The 18,673-nt window shown below is 71.3% G+C and carries 19 protein-coding genes; 12 read left to right on the plus strand and 7 right to left on the minus strand.

From position 1 onward, the window contains the following. Nucleotides 1-42 precede the first annotated feature (42 nt). The 6 genes from AU195_RS01985 to AU195_RS02010 all read left to right on the plus strand — a co-directional run bounded on the left by AU195_RS01985 (nt 43) and on the right by AU195_RS02010 (nt 6,861). Nucleotides 43-1,023 (plus strand): helix-turn-helix transcriptional regulator, encoded by a 981-nt coding sequence (locus AU195_RS01985; RefSeq protein WP_059157392.1) that lies wholly within the window; start codon nt 43-45, stop codon nt 1,021-1,023. Then, on the plus strand, nt 1,020-1,997 hold the full coding sequence (locus tag AU195_RS01990; protein WP_059157393.1) for a helix-turn-helix transcriptional regulator: 978 nt from the start codon (nt 1,020-1,022) through the stop codon (nt 1,995-1,997). Before AU195_RS01985 ends, AU195_RS01990 begins: the two co-directional genes overlap by 4 nt. 29 nt (nt 1,998-2,026) lie before the next feature. Then, complete coding sequence (gene tatA, locus AU195_RS01995) at nt 2,027-2,269, plus strand: Sec-independent protein translocase subunit TatA (RefSeq protein ID WP_059157394.1); 243 nt, start codon at nt 2,027-2,029, stop codon at nt 2,267-2,269. A gap of 77 nt (nt 2,270-2,346) precedes the next feature. Continuing rightward, nucleotides 2,347-3,297: a twin-arginine translocase subunit TatC gene (gene tatC / locus AU195_RS02000; RefSeq protein WP_059157395.1), complete on the plus strand. Its 951-nt coding sequence runs from the start codon at nt 2,347-2,349 to the stop codon at nt 3,295-3,297. After that, a complete protein-coding gene (locus AU195_RS02005) occupies nt 3,281-6,037 on the plus strand; it encodes a DEAD/DEAH box helicase (RefSeq protein WP_059157396.1) in 2,757 nt (918 codons plus the stop codon). The genes tatC and AU195_RS02005 overlap by 17 nt, the downstream gene beginning before the upstream one ends. Nucleotides 6,038-6,078: 41 nt before the next feature. Beyond that, nucleotides 6,079-6,861 carry a DUF4333 domain-containing protein gene (locus tag AU195_RS02010; RefSeq protein ID WP_059157503.1) on the plus strand — a complete coding sequence of 261 codons (783 nt, stop codon included), beginning with the start codon at nt 6,079-6,081 and terminating at the stop codon, nt 6,859-6,861. Here AU195_RS02010 and AU195_RS02015 read toward each other — a convergent pair. Next, nucleotides 6,858-7,808 (minus strand): 5'-3' exonuclease, encoded by a 951-nt coding sequence (locus tag AU195_RS02015; protein ID WP_059157397.1) that lies wholly within the window; start codon nt 7,806-7,808, stop codon nt 6,858-6,860. The genes AU195_RS02010 and AU195_RS02015 overlap by 4 nt on opposite strands. Then, a complete protein-coding gene (locus AU195_RS02020) occupies nt 7,805-8,653 on the minus strand; it encodes a hypothetical protein (RefSeq protein ID WP_059157398.1) in 849 nt (282 codons plus the stop codon). The genes AU195_RS02015 and AU195_RS02020 overlap by 4 nt, the downstream gene beginning before the upstream one ends. Nucleotides 8,654-8,678: 25 nt before the next feature. Here AU195_RS02020 and AU195_RS02025 point away from each other — a divergent pair, with 25 nt between their 5' ends. Then, entirely contained in the window at nt 8,679-9,821 is a 1,143-nt protein-coding gene (locus AU195_RS02025) for a M24 family metallopeptidase (protein WP_059157399.1), read from the plus strand. Nucleotides 9,822-9,839: 18 nt separating this feature from the next. Here the strand turns inward: AU195_RS02025 and AU195_RS02030 are convergent, their stop codons facing one another. Beyond that, the gene (locus AU195_RS02030; protein WP_059093551.1) at nt 9,840-10,265 is read right to left on the minus strand and encodes a F420-dependent biliverdin reductase; all 426 of its coding nucleotides are present in this window, start codon (nt 10,263-10,265) and stop codon (nt 9,840-9,842) included. A 34-nt stretch (nt 10,266-10,299) separates the two neighbouring features. Here AU195_RS02030 and dprE2 point away from each other — a divergent pair, with 34 nt between their 5' ends. The 4 genes from dprE2 to AU195_RS02050 are packed head-to-tail and all read left to right on the plus strand — an operon-like array spanning nt 10,300 to nt 13,707. Further along, on the plus strand, nt 10,300-11,049 hold the full coding sequence (dprE2, locus tag AU195_RS02035; RefSeq protein ID WP_059157400.1) for a decaprenylphospho-beta-D-erythro-pentofuranosid-2-ulose 2-reductase: 750 nt from the start codon (nt 10,300-10,302) through the stop codon (nt 11,047-11,049). Nucleotides 11,050-11,057: 8 nt separating this feature from the next. Further along, nucleotides 11,058-12,230, plus strand: a complete 1,173-nt coding sequence (locus tag AU195_RS02040; RefSeq protein ID WP_059157504.1) for a bifunctional cobalt-precorrin-7 (C(5))-methyltransferase/cobalt-precorrin-6B (C(15))-methyltransferase — start codon at nt 11,058-11,060, stop codon at nt 12,228-12,230. Beyond that, nucleotides 12,227-12,979: a precorrin-4 C(11)-methyltransferase gene (gene cobM, locus AU195_RS02045; RefSeq protein ID WP_059157401.1), complete on the plus strand. Its 753-nt coding sequence runs from the start codon at nt 12,227-12,229 to the stop codon at nt 12,977-12,979. The genes AU195_RS02040 and cobM overlap by 4 nt, the downstream gene beginning before the upstream one ends. After that, nucleotides 12,979-13,707: a cobalt-precorrin-6A reductase gene (locus tag AU195_RS02050; protein ID WP_059157402.1), complete on the plus strand. Its 729-nt coding sequence runs from the start codon at nt 12,979-12,981 to the stop codon at nt 13,705-13,707. The genes cobM and AU195_RS02050 overlap by 1 nt, the downstream gene beginning before the upstream one ends. Here AU195_RS02050 and AU195_RS02055 read toward each other — a convergent pair. The 4 genes from AU195_RS02055 to cobG are packed head-to-tail and all read right to left on the minus strand — an operon-like array spanning nt 13,688 to nt 18,047. Beyond that, nucleotides 13,688-14,767, minus strand: a complete 1,080-nt coding sequence (locus tag AU195_RS02055; protein WP_059157505.1) for a phosphotransferase family protein — start codon at nt 14,765-14,767, stop codon at nt 13,688-13,690. The genes AU195_RS02050 and AU195_RS02055 overlap by 20 nt on opposite strands. A 37-nt stretch (nt 14,768-14,804) precedes the next feature. Then, entirely contained in the window at nt 14,805-16,292 is a 1,488-nt protein-coding gene (locus AU195_RS02060) for a precorrin-2 C(20)-methyltransferase (RefSeq protein WP_059157403.1), read from the minus strand. After that, nucleotides 16,289-16,915 (minus strand): precorrin-8X methylmutase, encoded by a 627-nt coding sequence (locus tag AU195_RS02065; RefSeq protein WP_059157506.1) that lies wholly within the window; start codon nt 16,913-16,915, stop codon nt 16,289-16,291. The genes AU195_RS02060 and AU195_RS02065 overlap by 4 nt, the downstream gene beginning before the upstream one ends. Before the next feature lie 10 nt (nt 16,916-16,925). Continuing rightward, nucleotides 16,926-18,047 carry a precorrin-3B synthase gene (gene cobG, locus AU195_RS02070; RefSeq protein WP_059157404.1) on the minus strand — a complete coding sequence of 374 codons (1,122 nt, stop codon included), beginning with the start codon at nt 18,045-18,047 and terminating at the stop codon, nt 16,926-16,928. Nucleotides 18,048-18,240: 193 nt separating this feature from the next. Here cobG and AU195_RS02075 point away from each other — a divergent pair, with 193 nt between their 5' ends. Then, nucleotides 18,241-18,672 carry a cyclic nucleotide-binding domain-containing protein gene (locus tag AU195_RS02075; protein WP_059157405.1) on the plus strand — a complete coding sequence of 144 codons (432 nt, stop codon included), beginning with the start codon at nt 18,241-18,243 and terminating at the stop codon, nt 18,670-18,672. Nucleotide 18,673: the final 1 nt, after the last annotated feature.

Genomic DNA, 18,673 nt, shown 5'->3' on the forward strand with positions numbered 1-18,673 from the left:
CGCCGAGCCTGACCAACCGCCCGACGCCCTAAGCTCTTACGAGTGGCGACCTCCAAAGTCGAACGGCTGATGAACCTGGTCATCGCGCTGCTCTCGACGCGCACGTTCATCACCGCCGACCGCATTCGGCAGGTCGTCGCCGGCTACGCCGACAGCCCCAGCGACGAGGCGTTCTCCCGCATGTTCGAGCGGGACAAGAACGAGCTCCGCGACCTCGGCATCCCGCTGGAGACCGGGCGCGTCTCGCAGTTCGACCCCACCGAGGGCTACCGCATCAACCGCGACGCCTACGCCCTGCCCGCCGTCGAACTCACCGGCGACGAAGCCGCCGCCGTCGCGGTCGCCACCCAGCTGTGGGAATCACCCGAACTCATCACCGCCACCCAGGGTGCCCTGCTCAAGCTGCGCGCGGCCGGCGTGGACGTCGACCCCGCCGACGGCGTCGCCATCTCCACGGCGACCCTGCCCGGTGTCCGCGGCAACGAAGAGACACTGCGAACCCTGCTCCAGGCCATCGACACCGGTCAGGCTGTCCAGTTCGGCCATCGCAGGGACCGCTCCGAGCCCTACACCACCCGCACCGTCGAACCCTGGGGCGTCGTCACCCACCGCGGCCGTTGGTACCTGGTCGGCCACGACCGCGACCGCGACGCCCCCCGCACCTTCCGCCTGTCGCGCATCGCCGACGACGTCACCACCATCGGCCCGCCCGGCGCGGTCCACAAACCCCACGATGTCGACCTTCGCGAACTGGTCCACCGCGCCGTCGCCGAGTGGCCCACCGGCGCCCAGGCCCGCGTCTGGGTCGCCGACGGCCGCGCCACCGCCCTGCGCCGCCAGGCCATCGTCGAAGGCCCGATGACCCTCGGCGGCCGCGCCGGCGAGGTGGTGACCGTCGAGATCGGCATGTTCGACCGGCTGGCCCGCGAGGTCGCCAGCTACGGCGCCGACGCCGTCGCGCTCGAACCGCAGTCGCTGCGCGACGACGTCATCGCCCGACTGAGAGCGCAGGCCACCGCATGAGCGCCGTCTCGACCCGGCTGGTCCGGCTGCTCAACATGGTCCCGTACTTCCAGGCCAACCCCCGGATCACCTACACCGAAGCCGCCTCCGACCTCGGTGTCACCGTCAAGCAGCTGCAGGACGACCTCAACCAGCTGTGGATGTGCGGCCTGCCCGGCTACGGCCCCGGCGACCTCATCGACTTCGAGTTCTCCGGCGACACCATCGAGGTCACGTTCTCCGCCGGGATCGACCGGCCGCTACGCCTCACCTCCCCTGAGGCCACCGGTGTGCTGGTGGCGCTGCGCGCGCTCGTCGACGTGCCCGGCATGGTCGACCCCGAGGCGGCCCGCAGCGCCATCGCCAAGATCGAGCAGGCCGCCGGCGCCGCTGGACACGACCTCGGCGACACGGTGACCGCCGTCGAGGAACCCGCACCGGCGGAGAGCGAGGCCGCCGCCGCGGTCCGCACGGCGGTGCGCAATGCCCGCGCGCTGATGATCGAGTACTACTCCGCCTCCCACGACATCCTCACCAGCCGCGTCGTCGACCCGATCCGCGTGATCCTCGTCGCCGATCACACCTATCTCGAGGCGTGGTGCCGCTCCGCCGAAGGTGTGCGGCTGTTCCGGTTCGACCGCATCGTCGACGCCCGCGTCCTCGATGAACCCTCTGCGCCGCCACCCCCTGCGGTTGAGGCCGGCCCCGACACGTCGCTGTTCGACGCCGATCCGGCGTTGCCGTCGGCCACTCTGCTCATCGACCGTTCCGCCTCCTGGATGTTCGACTACTACCCCCTTCGCGTGGTGCGCGAACTGGCCGACGGCGCCTGCGAAGCCGCGATGACGTACGCCTCCGACGACTGGATGGCCCGCTTCGTGCTCGGCTTCGGTTCGGCGGTGCGGGTGGTCGAACCGCAGGCCCTGGCCGACAGAGTGCGGCAATCGGCCGCCGCGGCCTTGCTCGCCTACGAGAACGACCCCGCCGGCGGGTAGACTCGGCGACGACTTCGAGGAGGTGCACATTGGGCGGTCTACAACCCTGGCACTGGGTAATCGTCATCGCGGTGTTCGTGCTGCTGTTCGGCGCCAAGAAACTGCCAGATGCTGCGCGTTCACTGGGCAAGTCCATGCGGATCTTCAAGTCGGAGATCAAGGAGATGCAGTCGGAAGGCAAGACGGACAACCCGTCGGCCACACCGATCGCCTCCGAGCGCGTCGACACCGCCAACCCGACGGCCGAGCAACCCGACAAACGGTCGGCCTGACCCCACGCTTTCCGTCCCACGCGGCCTGACGCCGCGTCGTCAGGCGGCGTCCGTCGGCGGCCCCTAGGCAACTACACGTGCAAACCCCCGGATTCCTCAAGCGGCTCAACCCGCGGCAACGCCGCGCACGGGTCAACCCCGACGGCACCATGTCGTTGGTCGAGCACCTCCACGAACTGCGCAACCGGCTCCTCGTGGCGGCCGCCGCGATAGTGCTGACCACCATCTTCGGGTTCTTCTGGTACAGCCACGGCTTCCTCGGCTTCCACAGCCTGGGCGAATGGCTGCGCGGCCCGTACTGCGCGCTGCCCGACTACGCGCGGGCCTCGATCACCGACGACGGGCAGTGCCGCCTGCTGGCCACCGCGCCGTTCGACCAGTTCATGCTGCGCTTGAAGGTCGCGCTGATGGCGGGCATCGTGCTGGCGTGTCCGGTGTGGCTGCACCAGCTGTGGGCGTTCATCACCCCCGGCCTGTACCGCAACGAACGCCGCTTCGCGATGGCCTTTGTCGGCATCGGGGCGGTGCTCTTCATCGCCGGCGCGATCCTGGCCTACGTCGTGCTCGCCACCGCGCTGGGTTTCCTGCTCACCGTCGGCAGCGACGTCCAGGTCACCGCGCTCTCGGGTGACCAGTACTTCGGCTTCCTCATCAACCTGCTGCTGGTGTTCGGTTTCAGCTTCGAATTCCCGCTGCTGATCGTGATGCTCAATTTCATCGGGATGCTGCCCTACGAACGCCTCAAGGCGTGGCGCCGCGGCCTGATCTTCGCGCTGTTCGTGTTCGCCGCGTTCTTCACGCCCGGCTCCGACCCGTTCTCGATGCTCGCGCTGGCCTGCGCGCTGACCGTGCTGCTCGAGTTCGCGATCCAGGTGGCCCGGATCCACGACAAGCGCAAGGCGAAGCGGGAGGCCGCCGAGACCGTGCCGGAGGACGAGGCCGCGCCGATCGGCGGCGTCGAACCGATCGAACCGCCCAGCGCGGTGTCGACTCCATCCCGATCCACCATTCATGACGAATCCACCTGACACCCAACTCGCCGCGTTCTCCGCGGCGCTGCCGTTCACGCTCGACCCGTTCCAGATCCGCGCCTGCGAGGCGCTCGAAAGCGGGCACGGCGTGCTCGTGTGCGCCCCCACCGGCGCCGGGAAGACCGTCGTCGGCGAGTTCGCCGTGCACCTCGCCCTGGCCGCGGGCGGCAAATGCTTCTACACCACCCCGATCAAGGCGCTGAGCAACCAGAAGCACGCAGACCTGGTCCGGCGCTACGGGGCCGACAAGATCGGCCTGCTCACCGGGGACCAGTCCATCAACGGCGACGCCGACATCATCGTGATGACCACCGAAGTGCTCCGAAACATGCTGTACGCGGATTCCCCTGCACTGCACGGTCTGTCGCACGTCGTGATGGACGAGGTGCATTTCCTCGCCGACCGGATGCGCGGTGCGGTCTGGGAGGAGGTGATCCTGCACCTGCCCGACGAGGTGAGGCTGGTCAGCCTGTCGGCGACGGTGAGCAACGCCGAGGAGTTCGGCGGGTGGATCCAGACGGTGCGCGGGGACACCACCGTGGTGGTCGACGAGCACCGGCCGGTACCGCTGTGGCAGCACGTGCTGGTCGGCAAGCGGCTGTTCGACCTGTTCGACTACCGGGCGCACAGCCCCGCACGCAGCGGCCGTGAACTCGTCGTCGACCCCGAGCTGCTGCGCCACATCGCCCACCGGCGCGAAGCCGACCGCCTCGCCGACTGGCAGCCGCGCGGCCGGGGACGCTCGGCCCACCGCAGCCGGCCCACGATCTACCGGCCACCCGCCCGGCCCGACGTGATCGCCGCCCTGGACCGAGAGGGGCTGCTGCCGGCGATCACGTTCGTGTTCTCCCGCGCCGGCTGCGACGCCGCGGTCAAGCAGTGTCTGCGGTCGCCGCTGCGGTTGACGACGAACGAGGAGCGCCAACGCATCGCCGAGGTGATCGATCGCCGCTGCGCCGACCTCGCCGAAGCCGACCTGATCGTGCTCGACTACCACGAATGGCGCGAGGGCCTGCTGCGCGGGCTGGCCGCCCACCACGCCGGCATGCTCCCGGTCTTCCGCCACACCGTCGAGGAATTGTTCACCGCCGGTCTGGTCAAGGCCGTCTTCGCCACCGAGACACTGGCTTTGGGCATCAACATGCCCGCCCGCACCGTGGTGCTCGAGAAGCTGATCAAGTTCAACGGCGAACAGCACATGCCGCTGACGCCGGGGGAGTACACGCAGTTGACCGGACGGGCGGGCCGCCGCGGCATCGATGTCGAGGGCCACGCGGTCGTGTTGTGGACTCCTGACGTGGAACCCGTCGAGGTGGCCGGGCTGGCCTCGACCCGCACGTTCCCGCTGCGCAGCTCGTTCGCGCCGTCGTACAACATGACCATCAACCTGGTCGGGCAGATGGGCCCGGCGCTGGCGCGCCAACTGCTCGAGCAGTCGTTCGCCCAGTACCAGGCCGACCGCTCGGTGGTCGGTCTGCGCCGCGGCGTCGAACGCGGCGAACGGATGCTCGACGAGATCGCCGGCGAGCTCGGCGGCCGCGACGCCCCGATCCTGGACTACGTCCGGCTACGCGCGAAGATCTCCGAACGCGAACGCGCGCAGTCCCGGTCGTCCCGGCTGCAGCGCCGCGCGGTCGCCAACGACGCGCTCAGCGCACTGCGGCGCGGTGACATCATCACCATCACCAACGGGCGGCGCGGAGGGTTGGCCGTCGTGCTCGAATCCGCCCGCGACACCGACGATCCGCGTCCGCTCGTGCTGACCGAACACCGATGGGCGGGCCGCATCTCGTCGGCCGACTACACCGGCGCGACCCCCCGCGTCGGCACCATGACGCTGCCCAAACGCGTCGAGCACCGCAATCCGCGGGTGCGCCGCGACCTGGCGTCGGCACTGCTGTCGGCTGCCGCCGGGATGGCGATGCCGGAGTCCCGGGGCCGGCGCAGGGGGGCCCAGCAGGACGACGACACCGACCCCGAGCTCGTCTCGCTGCGTGACCGAATGCGCCGCCACTCCGCCCATCACCTGCCCGACCGCGAGGACAAGGCCCGCGTCGCCGAGCGGTATCTGCGCATCGAACGGGACAACGCGCAGATCCAGAAGAAGGTCGCCTCCGCCACCAACTCGCTGGCGCGCACCTTCGACCGGATCGTTGTCCTGCTCGGCGAACGCGGGTTCATCGACACCACCGGTGACGATCCGAAGGTCACCGACGACGGCCGCCTGCTGGCCCGTATCTACAGCGAGAGCGATCTGCTGGTCGCGGAGTGCCTGCGCGCGGGCACCTGGGAAGGGCTGGACGCCGCAGAACTGGCCGCGGTGCTGTCGTCGGTGCTGTTCGAGTCGCGTGGCGACACGCCCGGCGTCCCGGCCGGATACGAGGCGCCGACGGCGAAGGTGCGCCGCGCGTTGTCGCAGACCCGGCGCCTGTCTGCTGACCTGCGCTCCGACGAGCGGCGCCACCACCTCAGCCCCGGCCGGGAACCCGACGAGGGTTTCGTCAGTGCCATCTACCGGTGGGCGACCACCGGCGACCTGACCACCGCGCTGGCCGCGTCGGACGCCTCCGGTGGCGGGTCACCGCTGTCCGCAGGCGATTTCGTGCGGTGGTGTCGACAGGTGCTCGACCTGCTCGACCAGGTCCGCAACGCCGCGCCGACGCCCGCCCTGCGCACCGCCGCGAAACGCGCGATCAACGACATTCGACGCGGCGTCGTGGCAGTTGATGCGGGGTAGTGTGTGGTGCCAGCGAGCCGAGCGAGGACCAAGGAGACACGATGAGCGGACCGCAGGGATCTGATCCGACGCAGCCGTGGGCCGGTCAACAACCGGACGCGGGTACGGATCAGCCGGCCGGCGACCCGTCGAACACCCAGTGGCAGTCACCCGGACAGGGCGGCGAGCAGGGCACTTCCGAGACCCCGCAGTGGCAGCAGCCCCCGGCGTACACGCCGCAGCAGTATCCCCAGTACCAGCAGCCGACTCAGCAGCAGCCGTCGTATCAGCCCTACCCGCAGACCGAGCAGTACGGCCAGCCCCAGTACGGTCAACCGCAGTACGGCCAGCCCGGTCAGTACGGCCAGCCCCAGTACGGGCAACCGCAGTACGGTCAGCAGCCGCAGTACGGCCAGCAACCCCAGTACGGCCAGCCGCAGTACGGCCAGCCGGGTCAGACGGGCCAGTACGGCGCGTTCCCGCCTCCCGGTGCCGAGGACGGCTCCAAGCGTTCGCTGGGCGTGATCGGCGCCGTCATCGGCGTGCTCGCCCTGGTGATCCTGGCCGTGGTCCTGGTTCTCGGCTTCTGGAAGCCCGGCTTCTTCGTGACGACCAAACTCGACGTCAATGCCGCCCAGTCCGGTGTGCAGCAGATCCTCACCGACGAGTCGAACGGCTACGGCGCCAAGAACGTCCGCGACGTGAAGTGCAACAACGGGGAGAGCCCCGAGGTCAAGAAGGGCGCCACGTTCGACTGCGAGGTCAGCATCGACGGCACGAAACGCGAAGTGACCGTGACCTTCCAGGACGACGACGGCACCTACGAGGTCGGCCGGCCGCGTTAGTCGAGGGCGTCGAGCGCCTTCTGCAGCCGCCCGACCGAGGAGGTGACGCCGAGGTCGCCCGCCAACTGGGCGACCTTGCGCGGATGTGCTGCGGCCAACGGCAACTCGTCGGTCTTCGTCGACATCGAGACCGGGGCGTCGGTGGCCACCCGCACCACCGGTTCGGCCGCCTCGATGTAGTCGGCGGCGGCCAGCATCTTCTTGCGGTACGCCTTCGACATCTTCGACTTCGGGTCGTTGGCGGCTGCGACGATCGCCTCCAGGGAGCCGAACTGGGCCAGCAGCGTCGCGGCGGTCTTCTCGCCGACACCCGGCACCCCGGGCAGCCCGTCTGACGGGTCCCCGCGCATCAACGCCAATTCGGCGTAGGCCGCTCCGGCCCGCTCCTTGGGCACCGCGTACTGGTCGGCGACCTCGGTCGGCCCGAACAGCGTGGCCTTGCTCATCCCGCGGCCGAGGTAGAGCACCCGCACCTCGACCGGTGAGTCGCGCACCACCTGCAACATGTCCCGGTCACCGCTGACCACGATCACCCGGTCGCGCGTCTCGGCGGCGGCCAGTGTGCCCAGCACGTCGTCGGCCTCGTACCCGGGCGCGCCGGCGTGGGGGATCCCGAACGCGTCGAGCATCTCCATGATCATGTCAACCTGCGGGGTGAGGTCGTCGGGCACGACCTCGACATCGGCGCCGGTGGGTTGCTCCTCGGCGACCCGGTGCGCCTTGTACGACGGGACCAGGTCGACGCGCCACTGGGGTCGCCAGTCGTCGTCGCGGCACACCACCAGCCGGGAGGGCCGCTCCCTGCCGATCAACATCGCGACGGTGTCGAGGAATCCGCGCACCGCGTTGACCGGTCGGCCGTCGGGGGCGGTGATCGACGACGGCAGCGCGAAGTACGAGCGGAACCACATGCTCGCGCCGTCGAGCAGCAGCAACTGACCGCTCATCGCCGGCTCTCGAACACGTAGGAGGCGCTGGTGATCGGGCGGTCGCCGTTCCCCTCGTCGTGCAACACCACCCGCACCGCGACGACCCCGTCGGCCGACACGGGCTCGGCCTCCGCCCGGAACGGGCCCGTCTTCCCGCGGGCCATGAACATCACGTGCGACGACGTGCCCTGCAGCTGGTCGGTGCCCGCCACCCGGGCCGCGGCGTCGGCGGCCGCGGTCTCGAGCACCACGAACTGCGGGCCGATGTGCAGGGCGGCGTCCGGCGACGCCACCTCGGCGGACAATTCCGGAAGCGCCCAGTGCCCGTCGGGACGCCGGTACGCGCCGAACACCTGCCACAGCGGCGGCAGGTCGGGGGAGTCGATGACCTCGATCGCGTCGACCTCCATCTTCTGCAGACCCTCCGGCGGCGTGCCGATGCTGACACCCTGACCCTCGATCAACGCCAGCACGCGGTCGGGCCGGTCGGCGTCGACGATCTTGGCGCGGCTGTACCCCATCTGCCTGCCCCGCCTGAGCTCCTCGGAGACGACCTCGATACGCCGCACGTCGCGGCCGGCGTCGAGGAGCTGACACGAATGCACGACCGGGTTGGGCACGGCCTCCAGATCGGACATGTGCCCGCTCTCCGGCGCCGCGATCCCCAACACGGACAACAGGAGTCCGCCGGTCGGGTTGCGCATGTCGCTGCGCAGGGTGACGGTGTCGTCGACTGCACGCGGGTCCATGGAGGCGTACAGCCGGCCGATGTAGCGGTAACTGAGCAGACCACCCCAACGTCGCCGCAGTTCCTCGGCATACGCGTCGTGGTCGTCGATCAGGTCGCGGATATCTCGGAGCATCGCCTAGAACAGTAGCCTTGAAGTCATGACCGGCAGCCGATTCGACACCGATGTCTACGCCCGACGACTCCAGGCCGCCGCGGCGGCGGCGGGTGACGCCGGACTGGCCGGCCTGGTCATCACGCCCGGTTACGACCTGCGCTACCTGGTGGGTTCGCGCGCGCAGACCTTCGAGCGGCTGACGGCGCTGGTGCTGCCCTCCGGCGGCGACCCGACCATCGTGGTGCCACGGCTGGAGTTGGCCGCGCTCAAAGAGTCAGCGATTCCCGAACTCGGTGTGGCGGTGCGGGACTGGGTCGACGGCGACAACCCGTACGAACTCGTCGCCGAGGCGCTCGGCGGCGCCCCCGCCCGCACGGCGGTGACCGACTCCATGCCGGCGCTGCACCTGCTGCCGCTGGCCGGTGTGCTCGGCGAGGTGCCGGTGCTGGCCACCGACGTGCTGCGGCGCCTGCGGATGCTCAAGGACGCCGCCGAGGTCGACGCGTTGCGCAAGGCCGGTGCGGCCATCGACCGGGTGCACGCCCGGGTGCCGGAGTTCCTGGTGGCCGGCCGCACCGAAGCCGACGTCGCCGCCGACATCGCGGAAGCCATTGTCGCCGAGGGCCATTCCGAGGTGGCGTTCATCATCGTCGGGTCGGGCCCGCACGGCGCCGACCCGCACCACGAATGCTCCGACCGTGAGTTGCGGGCCGGCGACATCGTCGTGGTCGACATCGGTGGCCCCTACGAACCGGGCTACAACTCCGACTCCACCCGCACGTACAGCCTGGGTCAACCGGATCCCGAGGTGGCGCGCCGCTACGCGGTGCTGCAGCGCGCCCAGCAGGCCGCCGTCGAGGCGGTGCGTCCGGGCGTCACCGCCGAGCAGATCGATGCGGCCGCGCGCGATGTGCTGGCCGCCGAGGGGCTTGCCGAGGCGTTCGTGCACCGCACCGGCCACGGCATCGGCCTCTCGGTGCACGAGGAGCCCTACATCGTCGCCGGTAACGACCTGCCGCTCGAGCCGGGGATGGCGTTCAGCGTGGAGCCCGGCATCTACTTCCCGGGACAGTGGGGTGCGCGCATCGAGGACATCGTGATCGTCACCCAAGACGGCGCCGAGTCGGTGAACAACCGGCCGCACGACCTGATCGTGGTGCCGGCCGGCCCGGACGCCACGGCCTGACGGGTCGCCGCAGCCGGGTCAGTCTCCGGAGCGGTCGAGCAGTTGGGACGACCCCAGCACCCGCTCGACGCGCACCTCGATCACCACGCGCTCCGGGTTGACCCGCGGCGTGCGGTACCGCTGGGCGTAGCGCAGTTCGGCGTCGCGGACGGCGTCCGGGTCGGAATTCACGGTCGACTTGCCCTCCAGCGACAGCCAGCGGGCCCCGTCGACCTGGCTGAGTACCGCCACCCCCCGCTGCTCGGCGTTGACCGCCTTCTGCGAGCCGCCGGAGGTGATTACCCGGGCGATGTGCGTCTTGGGGTCGAAGGTGAATCCGACCGCCACGACGTGCGGAGAGTTGTCCGACCGCAAGGTGGTCAGCATGGCGAGATGACGTTCGGTCAGGAACGCCAGCGCGTCGCTGGTGAGCCGGGTGGTCGCCTTGCGGCCCGATGTAGCCACGGGACCCACGCTAGCGCAGGAGATACTGGCAGCCGTGAAGGACACGGATAGCGGTTCGGTGGTGATCTTCGGCGGCCGCAGCGAGATCGGCGTCGAGGTGGCGACGCGGCTGGCGCCGGGTGCGACGGTGGTGCTGGCCGCGCGTGGTGCCGACCGGCTCGACGACGAGGTCAGCGCCGTACGGGCAGCCGGTGCGGCGGCGGTGCACACCGTCGACTTCGACGCCGACGACCTCGCCTCGCACGCGCTGTTGGTGGCGAAACTGGTCTCCGACCACGGCCCGATCGCCACCGCGGTCGTCGCCTTCGGCATCCTCGGCGACCAGGCGCGCGCCGAGCGCGACCCGGCCCACGCGGCGGCGATCGTGCACACCGATTACGTCGCCCAGGTCAGCCTGCTGACGGTGCTCGCGGCGACCATGCGGGAACACGGGTCCGGTGCGCTCATCGTGTTCTCGTCGGTGGCCGGCGCCCGCGTCCGCCGCGCGAACTACGTCTACGGGTCGGCCAAGGCCGGGCTCGACGGTTTCGCCAACGGACTGGCCGACGCGCTGCACGGGTCCGGGGTGCACCTGTTGCTGGTCCGGCCCGGCTTCGTGATCGGCCGGATGACCGCGGGCATGGACCCCGCGCCGCTGTCGAGCACCCCGGCCCAGGTGGCCGAGGCGACGGTGCGCGCGCTCGAGAAGGGGCGCCGCGAGGTGTGGATCCCGCGGTCGCTGGGCGCCGCGGTGGTGGTCATGCGGTTGTTGCCGCGGTTCGTGTGGCGCAGGATGCCGCGGTGAACCGAGTGATGGTGGTCGGCATCGGCGCCGACGGCATGGCCGGGCTGTCAGCCGCATCGGCCGCCGAATTGCGCCGCGCGACAACGATTCACGGGTCGAAGCGTCAGCTCGATCTGCTCGACGACACCGTGGCCGCCGAACGCCGGGAATGGCCGTCGCCGCTGCTGCCCGCCCTGCACGCCCTCCGCGACGCGCCCGGCGGCGACGTCCACATCGTGGCCAGCGGCGACCCGATGCTGCACGGCATCGGTGGCACGGCGGTGCGGGTCTTCGGAGCGGAGCGGGTCACCGTGCTGCCCCACGTGTCGTCGGTGACGCTGGCGTGCGCCCGCCTGGGCTGGGCGGTGCAGGACACCGAGGTGATCAGCCTGGTGACGGCCGCGCCCCGGCTGGCGGTGCGCCGCGGCGGCCGTGCGGTCGTGCTGTCCCGCGACGAATCCACCCCGGCGACGCTGGCCCGGTTGCTGACCGACACCGGGCGGGGCGAGTCGGAGATGACGGTGCTCGAACAGCTCGGCGGGCCGGCCGAGCGCCGACTCGATGCCACCGCCAGGGCGTGGGCGGCCGACCCGCCCGGCGACGTCGACGCGCTCAACGTCGTCGCCATCCGGTACCTGCCTGACGACCGGCGGTTGCAGGTGCTGCCCGACGACGCGTACGCCCACGACGGGCAGATCACCAAACAGTCGATGCGCGCGGTGACCCTGGCCGCGCTGGCGCCGCGCCCGGGCGAGCTGCTGTGGGACGTGGGCGCCGGATCGGGCAGCATCGGCATCGAGTGGTGCCGCAGCGGAGCGGGATGCCGGGCGATCGCCTTCGAGCGGGACGAGGCACGACGGGCGCGCATCGCCGCCAATGCGGACGCCCACGGCGTCGACGTCGAGGTGTGGGAGGTGGCGCCGGATTCGTTCGGCGATGCGCCGGTGCCGTCGGCGGTGTTCGTCGGCGGTGGCCTGACCGCACCCGGTCTGTTGGACGGCTGCTTCGCGGCGCTGCCGTCCGGCGGCCGGCTGGTCGCCAACGCCGTCACTGTGGAGTCCGAAGCGGTTCTCGTTCAGTGGTATTCGAAGATGGGTGGGGAGTTGCGCCGCTACCAGCACTACCGTGGTGAGCCGGTCGGCACGTTCACGGGCTGGCGGCCCGCCATGCCGGTGACGCAGTGGGTGGCGGTCAAGCCGTGACCGTCTACTTCATCGGGGCCGGTCCGGGCGCGGCCGATCTGATCACCGTACGCGGGCAGCGGCTGCTCAGCCGGTGTCCGGTGTGCCTGTACGCCGGATCGATCATGCCCGAGGACCTGCTGGCGCTCTGCCCGCCCGACGCGCGCATCGTCGACACCGGCCCGCTCACGCTCGACCAGATCGTCGACGAACTCGCCCGGGCACACGCCGCGGGACAGGACGTGGCCCGCCTGCATTCCGGGGATCCGTCGATCTACAGCGCGCTCGCCGAGCAGTGCCGCCGCCTCGACGCGCTGGGAGTCGATTACGAGGTGGTGCCGGGCGTTCCGGCGTTCGCCGCGGCGGCGGCCGCGTTGGGTCGCGAACTCACCGTGCCCGGCGTCGCCCAGACCGTCACGTTGAGCCGGGTCGCGACGTTGTCGACGGCCATGCCGCCCGGGGAGGACCTGCGCACCCTGTCCGCCGCGGGCGGCACCCTGGTGCTGCACCTGGCGGCCGCGCAGATCGACACCATCGTGCCCGAACTGCTGGCCGGCGGCTACCGTCCGCAAACACCCTGCGCCGTGGTGGCTTTCGCGAGCTGGCCCGAGGAGATCGTGCTGCGCGGCACCCTCGCCGACATCGCCGCCCAGATGCACGACGCCGCCGTCACCCGCACCGCGGTGATCGTCATCGGCGACGTGCTCGCCGCCGACGGCACCGACAGCTACCTGTACTCGTCCGGGCGTGTGCGCCGCGGGCGGCACTGATGCGGATCCTGCTGCTGGGCGGCACGGGGGAGGCGCGGGCGCTGGCGGCGGCGCTGCACCCCGACGTCGAGGTGATCAGTTCCCTGGCCGGGCGGGTGCCCGATCCGGCGCTGCCGGTGGGGCAGGTGCGGATCGGCGGCTTCGGTGGCGTCGACGGGATGCGTCGCTGGTTGACCGACAACCCCGTCGACGCGGTCGTGGACGCGACGCATCCGTTCGCGGCGACCATCACCGCGACGGCCGCCGCGGTCTGCGCGGACCTGGGCCTGCCGCACCTGCTGCTGGCCCGGCCGGCGTGGCCGCCGGGCGACGCGATCGTGGTGAGTGACGATCGAGAGGCAGCGGAAACCGTTGCACGACAAGGGTTCGCCAGGGTATTCCTCACCACCGGGCGCACCGGCGTCGCCGCCTTCCGCGACAGCGACGCCTGGTTCCTGATCCGGGCGGTCACCGCGCCCGATGCCGAGCTCCTCCCGCGGCGCCACGAACTGCTGCTCTCGCGCGGCCCGTACCGCTACGACGACGAACTCGCCGTGCTGCGCGACCATCGCGTCGACGCGCTGGTCACCAAGAACAGCGGCGGCGACATGACCCGGCCGAAACTCGACGCCGCCGCGGCCCTGGGCATCCCCGTCGTGATGGTGGATCGGCCGCCCGTTCCGCCGGGTGTCCGCATGGTGGGGACCGTGGCGGACGCGGTGGCGTGGGTCAGCTCGCGGGCGCGATGAGGTCGAGGGTGCCCAACTCGCGGATCGCCTGACAGCCACGGGCCGCCATCACGAGCATCATCTCGTCGCCGCGTTCGGTGGACGTCGCGAACGCACACCCGAGCACGGTGATCAGCGGCGCCTGCAGCATGCCCAATCGATAATCCCGCCAACAGGTTTCGAGGTCGTAACCGGTGACGCCGTGGCTGAGCAGCCGCCGGTGGTAGGCGGCGACCAGATCGCGTTCGACGGCGGCGCGGATCTCGGGCTGCAGACTCGTGGCGCTGAAGTACGAGAGATCGCGGGCGGGCAGACCGGATCCGAGCGTCTGCCAGTCGACCACGGTGATCCGCGACCGGTCCGGGTCGAACAGCATGTTGTCGAGGCGGTAGTCGCCGTGCAGCACCGCGAACCGGTCCGGTTCGGCCAGCAGCCACGGCGTCACCACCGACATCGCGGCCGTCACCGTGTCGCGGTCCTCCTGGCGCATCCGGTCGCCGAGCCGGTCCAGCGTCATACCGGCCGCCATGGCCGCCACCTCGCCGAAGCCCTGCGCCGAGGCGGGTTCGGGCTTCGGCATCGCGATGCCGGGGAAGTCGGCCCACCGCGGGTCACACCACGTCGGCCCGTGCAGATCGGCCAACGCCTCGACCGCCAGGCGCGCCTCCTCGGCGCTGCACCCGGCGATCTGGTCACCCTGCACGGCGGGCGCCATGTCGCCGAGCAGCAGCACGAAATCGACTCCGTCACCGGCGATCTCGCAGTGGTAGCAGGGTGGGGTCGGGATCTGCACCACACCGGCGAGGTTGGTGTAGAAGGCATGCTCGGAGCGGTAGCCGATCGCGACCCGGTCGCGGACCGTCTCGTCCTGGGCGGGCAGTTTGATCGCGTACGACGACGGCAGGTCCGGGCGCGGCTCGGCATAGGTGACCGTCACCCGGTAGGTGGCACCGGTCTGCCCGGTGCCGATCGGCACGATGTCGACGGCGGTGACGTCGACGGGCACGCCGTCGCGGGCCAGTGCGCTGCCGAGCCATTGCGGGGTGACGTCTGCGGGCTTGCCGGGGATGAGGGCCTGCACGGCACCGCCTTTCGTCACGCTGTGACGCGTGACACTATCACCCGGGATAGTAACGCGGGGTGAACACCCGATCGCCGGCATCGCCGGTGTACCACTGGGTCTGGGACGACCCCACGATGAGCAGGCAGCGCATGTCGACCTGGGCGGGGTCCAGGTCGGCCAAACGCACCACCCGGACCTCCTCGTGCGGGCCCGCCACGTCGCGGCCGATGATCACCGGCGTGCCGGGGTCGCGGTGGGCCAGCAGCAGCTCGCGCATCCTGCCGACCTGCCAGGTGCGGCTCTTCGACGCCGGGTTGTAGATCGCCAGGACCAGGTCGGCCTGCGCGGCCGCGGTCAGCCGGGCCTCGATGATCTCCCACGGTTTGAGCCGGTCGGACAGCGAGATCACCGCGTAGTCGTGGCCGAGCGGCGCGCCGACGCGACTGGCCACCGCCTGGGCGGCCGTCATCGCCGGGATCACCCGCACCTCGACGCCCGGCCACTGCTTGGCCTCCTCGAGGACGGCGGTCGCCATCGCGAACACCCCCGGATCTCCGGACGACACCACCGCGACGGCGCGGCCCTGTTCGGCCAGCGTGCACGCCAGCCGGGCGCGGGCCGGCTCGTCGGTGTTGTCGCTGGGGTGCCGCTGCTGGCCGTCGCGCAGACCGACCCGGTCGAGGTAGGGGCCGTAGCCGATCAGGTCGGTCGCCGCGACCAGTTCGCGGCGGCTCTGGGGGGTCATCCACTCGATCGCCCCGGGTCCCAGCCCGATCACGGTGACACTGCCGCTGCCCGCGCGCCGGCGCGAACCGCCGGGGAGCATCGCCAGCGAGAAGTACGGCACCTTGTCCTCGCCGTCGACGTCCGCCGCGGACAGGGTGCGCTGATCGGGGGTGCTCGCGCGTTCGACGTAGAACGCCTCGTCGAGCCGGCCCGTCGCCGCCAGCGCCGCCCGCACCGTCGGGTACGACCGGCCCAGCTTGAGCACGACGGCGGCGTCGGTGTCGGCCAGCCGGCGTTCGAGTTCGGCGGCGGGCAGGGTGCCCGGCAGGATCGTCAGCACCTCCTCGCCCTGCACCAGCGGCGTGGCGATGGCCGCCGACGCGGCGCTCACCGACGTCACACCCGGCACGATCTCGGCGGCGAACCGCTCGGTGAGCCGCGTGTGCATGTGCATGTAGGAGCTGTAGAACAGCGGGTCGCCCTCGGCGAGCAGCGCCACGTCGCGGCCCGCGTCCAGGTGGGCGGCGATGCGTTCGGCGGCCTCGCGGTAGAAGTCCTCCATCGCACCGGCGTAGCCGCCGGGATGGTCGGTCACCTCGGTGGTCACCGGATAGACCAGATGCTCTTCGAGCTGACCGCCGCGCAGGTACGGTTCGGCGATCCGGCGCGCGATGCTGCGGCCGTGGCGCGCACTGTGGTAGGCCACCACGTCGGCCTGCCCGATCACCCGGGCCGCCTTGACGGTGACGAGTTCGGGGTCGCCGGGCCCCAGCCCGACGCCGTACAGCGTGCCGCGCTTCGTCGTTGGCAGGGTCATTCGCGTTCGCTCGCAATCGCATTCACGGCGGCCGCCGCCATCGCGCTGCCGCCGCGCCGGCCCGTCACCACGAGATACGCCATCCCTCGGGGCCGCGCGACGAGCTCGTCCTTCGACTGCGCCGACCCGACGAACCCGACCGGTCCGCCCAGCACGGCCGCGGGGACCGGCGCACCCTCGTCGATCAACTCGAGCAGCCGGAACAGCGCCGTCGGCGCATTCCCGATCGCGAGCACCGCACCACCGAGCCGGTCGGCCCACAGGTCGACCGCCGCCGCGGACCGGGTGAAGCCCAGCTTCGCCGCGAGCTCGGGTGCGCGGGGATCGGCGACCAGCGACACCACCTCGTTGTCGGCGGGCAGCCGCGACCGGGTGATCCCGGCGGCCACCATCGACGAATCGCACAGCACCGGAGCGCCCGCGGTCAGCGCGGTGTGCGCGCGGGCCACGACGTCGTCGCTGAACGCCACGTGGTCGGCCACGTCGACCTGTCCGCACGTGTGGATCAGCCGGACCACCACCCGCGCCACATCGTCGGGGAAGCGCGCCAGATCCGCCTCGTCGCGGATGGTCGCGAACGACTGCCGGTAGATCTCGGCGGCGTCGCGGATGTAGTCCAGCACGCCGCTCACCCTACGACGGGCGCTCGCGCGGCCGATAACCGTCCGGGCCCGCGATCAGCACCTGGCCGACCGGCGGGCTGCCGCACCCGCGTTCGCACCCCACGAAGTGGCGATGGCCCGGCGCGGGGTCGTCGACCGCGGCGGCCGCGTCAGCGCGCACGTCGGCGGCCGACCGTTCGCAGCCCGGGCTTCCCGTGCAGGCACTGACGTCGAGCCACAGGGAGTTCTCGTCGAACACCAGCCCCATCGGCGCCAGCACCCGCAGCGCCACGTCGGCGACGCCTTCGTCGAGGTCGCAGATCAGCAACGACCGCCACGGCGTGACGATCACCGGCGCCTCGACCGCGCCGACGAACTCGGCGGTCCTGGCGGGCAGCACGCCGAGCGGAACCGCGGCGCCCAGGGTGATTCGGCCGTCGTCCTGGGGGAGCCAGCCCACCGGCGGGCGAATGACCGGGGGCCAGGTGGCGCCGGGTTCGGCCGTGACCGGCAGCCCGGTCAGCAGGTCCTGCGGTGCGGCGAGCTCGCCCACGCGCCAGGCGATGCCGCGCACCGCCACGAACCGCACGGCCACGTCGATCAGGGTGCGGACCGCGTCGTCGAGGGTCAGCCGTACGCCGGTGTCACGGCCGGCCAGCAGCAACGCTGCGTTGTCGCCGTCGAGAGCGTGCACGCCGACATCGGTACCGAGACCGGAGATGTCGCCGCGACCGTCGTCGAGGCCGAACCAGAACCGGCCGGAGGACTCCGCCAGCGCGGGCTCGTGCCGGATCGCCGCGTCGAGGTCGCCGATCAGGTGCCGCAGGTCGGCGAGACCACCGGAGCGTCCGGACAGGGGCGAGGCCACGATGTTGCGGACCCGCTCGTGGGTCGGGGAGGGCAGCAGTCCGGCCCCGGCCATCGCCTCGGCGACCGCGCCGGTGTCGGTGATACCGCGGATCTGGAGGTTGCCGCGCGAGGTCAGCTCGAGATCCGGTGAGCCGTAGCGGGTGGCCGTCTGCGCGAGCGCGGTGAGCGCGGCGCCGGAGATCATGCCGCCGGGCAGTCGGACACGGGCCAGCGCGCCGTCAGCGGCCCGGTGCACCGAGAGGGCACCCGGGCACGCGTCCTGATCGCGGGATCGAGTCGTCACTGGCTGCCATTCTAGGAACGCCCGTCCGGGGACCGTGGCCGTCGCAGGGTGTGAGCTGTTCCGGCACCGCTGTCCAGGATTTGTTTGATCGAGTCACTATTTTTCAGATCCGGCCTCCGTTCGGATCTGCGGAAGGCCCCCGATTCACTAGGCTCCGCGATGTCAGGGTCACATCGGGGAACAGGAGCCGGTCATGAAAGCCCGCGACAAACAAGACGAGGAAGACGTCAGCCGGCTTCGCGAATTCGCGGAATTCGCGGACTTCTCCGACGACGATCTCCGGCGTCTCGTTCGAGCGGCACACCGCACCTCGACGTCGGCGCCGTGGCCGTTGATCCACGAGCAGACCCCGTCGGACGCCTGCTTCATCCTGCTCAGCGGATCAGCCTCGGTGTACCTCGGCCGCGACCGCGTGGCGGAACTGTCGCCGGGCGAGGTCATCGGCGAATCGGCCCTGCGTCAAGGGAAGCTGCGTTCGGCGACCGTGACGACGACGGGCCCGGCCGAGGTCCTGCGCATCGGCCGCGAGGACTTCGCGCGCCTGCTCGACGAGATCCCCGCGCTGCGCGGGACGGTCGACGACACCGTCGCGCGCCACACGTCGGGGACGCCGGCGACCGACTGAC

The organism is Mycobacterium sp. IS-1496 (genome assembly GCF_001499995.1).
Lineage (GTDB): Bacteria > Actinomycetota > Actinomycetes > Mycobacteriales > Mycobacteriaceae > Mycobacterium.

Bases quoted from the DNA above. Each gene is read 5' to 3' on its own strand.
- AU195_RS01990 (WP_059157393.1), top strand. From the start codon at position 1,020: ATGAGCGCCGTCTCGACCCGGCTGGTCCGGCTGCTCAACATGGTCCCG.
- AU195_RS02005 (WP_059157396.1), top strand. From the start codon at position 3,281: ATGACGAATCCACCTGACACCCAACTCGCCGCGTTCTCCGCGGCGCTG.
- AU195_RS02010 (WP_059157503.1), top strand. From the start codon at position 6,079: ATGAGCGGACCGCAGGGATCTGATCCGACGCAGCCGTGGGCCGGTCAA.
- AU195_RS02015 (WP_059157397.1), bottom strand. From the start codon at position 7,808: ATGAGCGGTCAGTTGCTGCTGCTCGACGGCGCGAGCATGTGGTTCCGC.
- AU195_RS02020 (WP_059157398.1), bottom strand. From the start codon at position 8,653: ATGCTCCGAGATATCCGCGACCTGATCGACGACCACGACGCGTATGCC.
- AU195_RS02025 (WP_059157399.1), top strand. From the start codon at position 8,679: ATGACCGGCAGCCGATTCGACACCGATGTCTACGCCCGACGACTCCAG.
- AU195_RS02040 (WP_059157504.1), top strand. From the start codon at position 11,058: ATGGTGGTCGGCATCGGCGCCGACGGCATGGCCGGGCTGTCAGCCGCA.
- AU195_RS02050 (WP_059157402.1), top strand. From the start codon at position 12,979: ATGCGGATCCTGCTGCTGGGCGGCACGGGGGAGGCGCGGGCGCTGGCG.
- AU195_RS02060 (WP_059157403.1), bottom strand. From the start codon at position 16,292: ATGACCCTGCCAACGACGAAGCGCGGCACGCTGTACGGCGTCGGGCTG.
- AU195_RS02075 (WP_059157405.1), top strand. From the start codon at position 18,241: ATGAAAGCCCGCGACAAACAAGACGAGGAAGACGTCAGCCGGCTTCGC.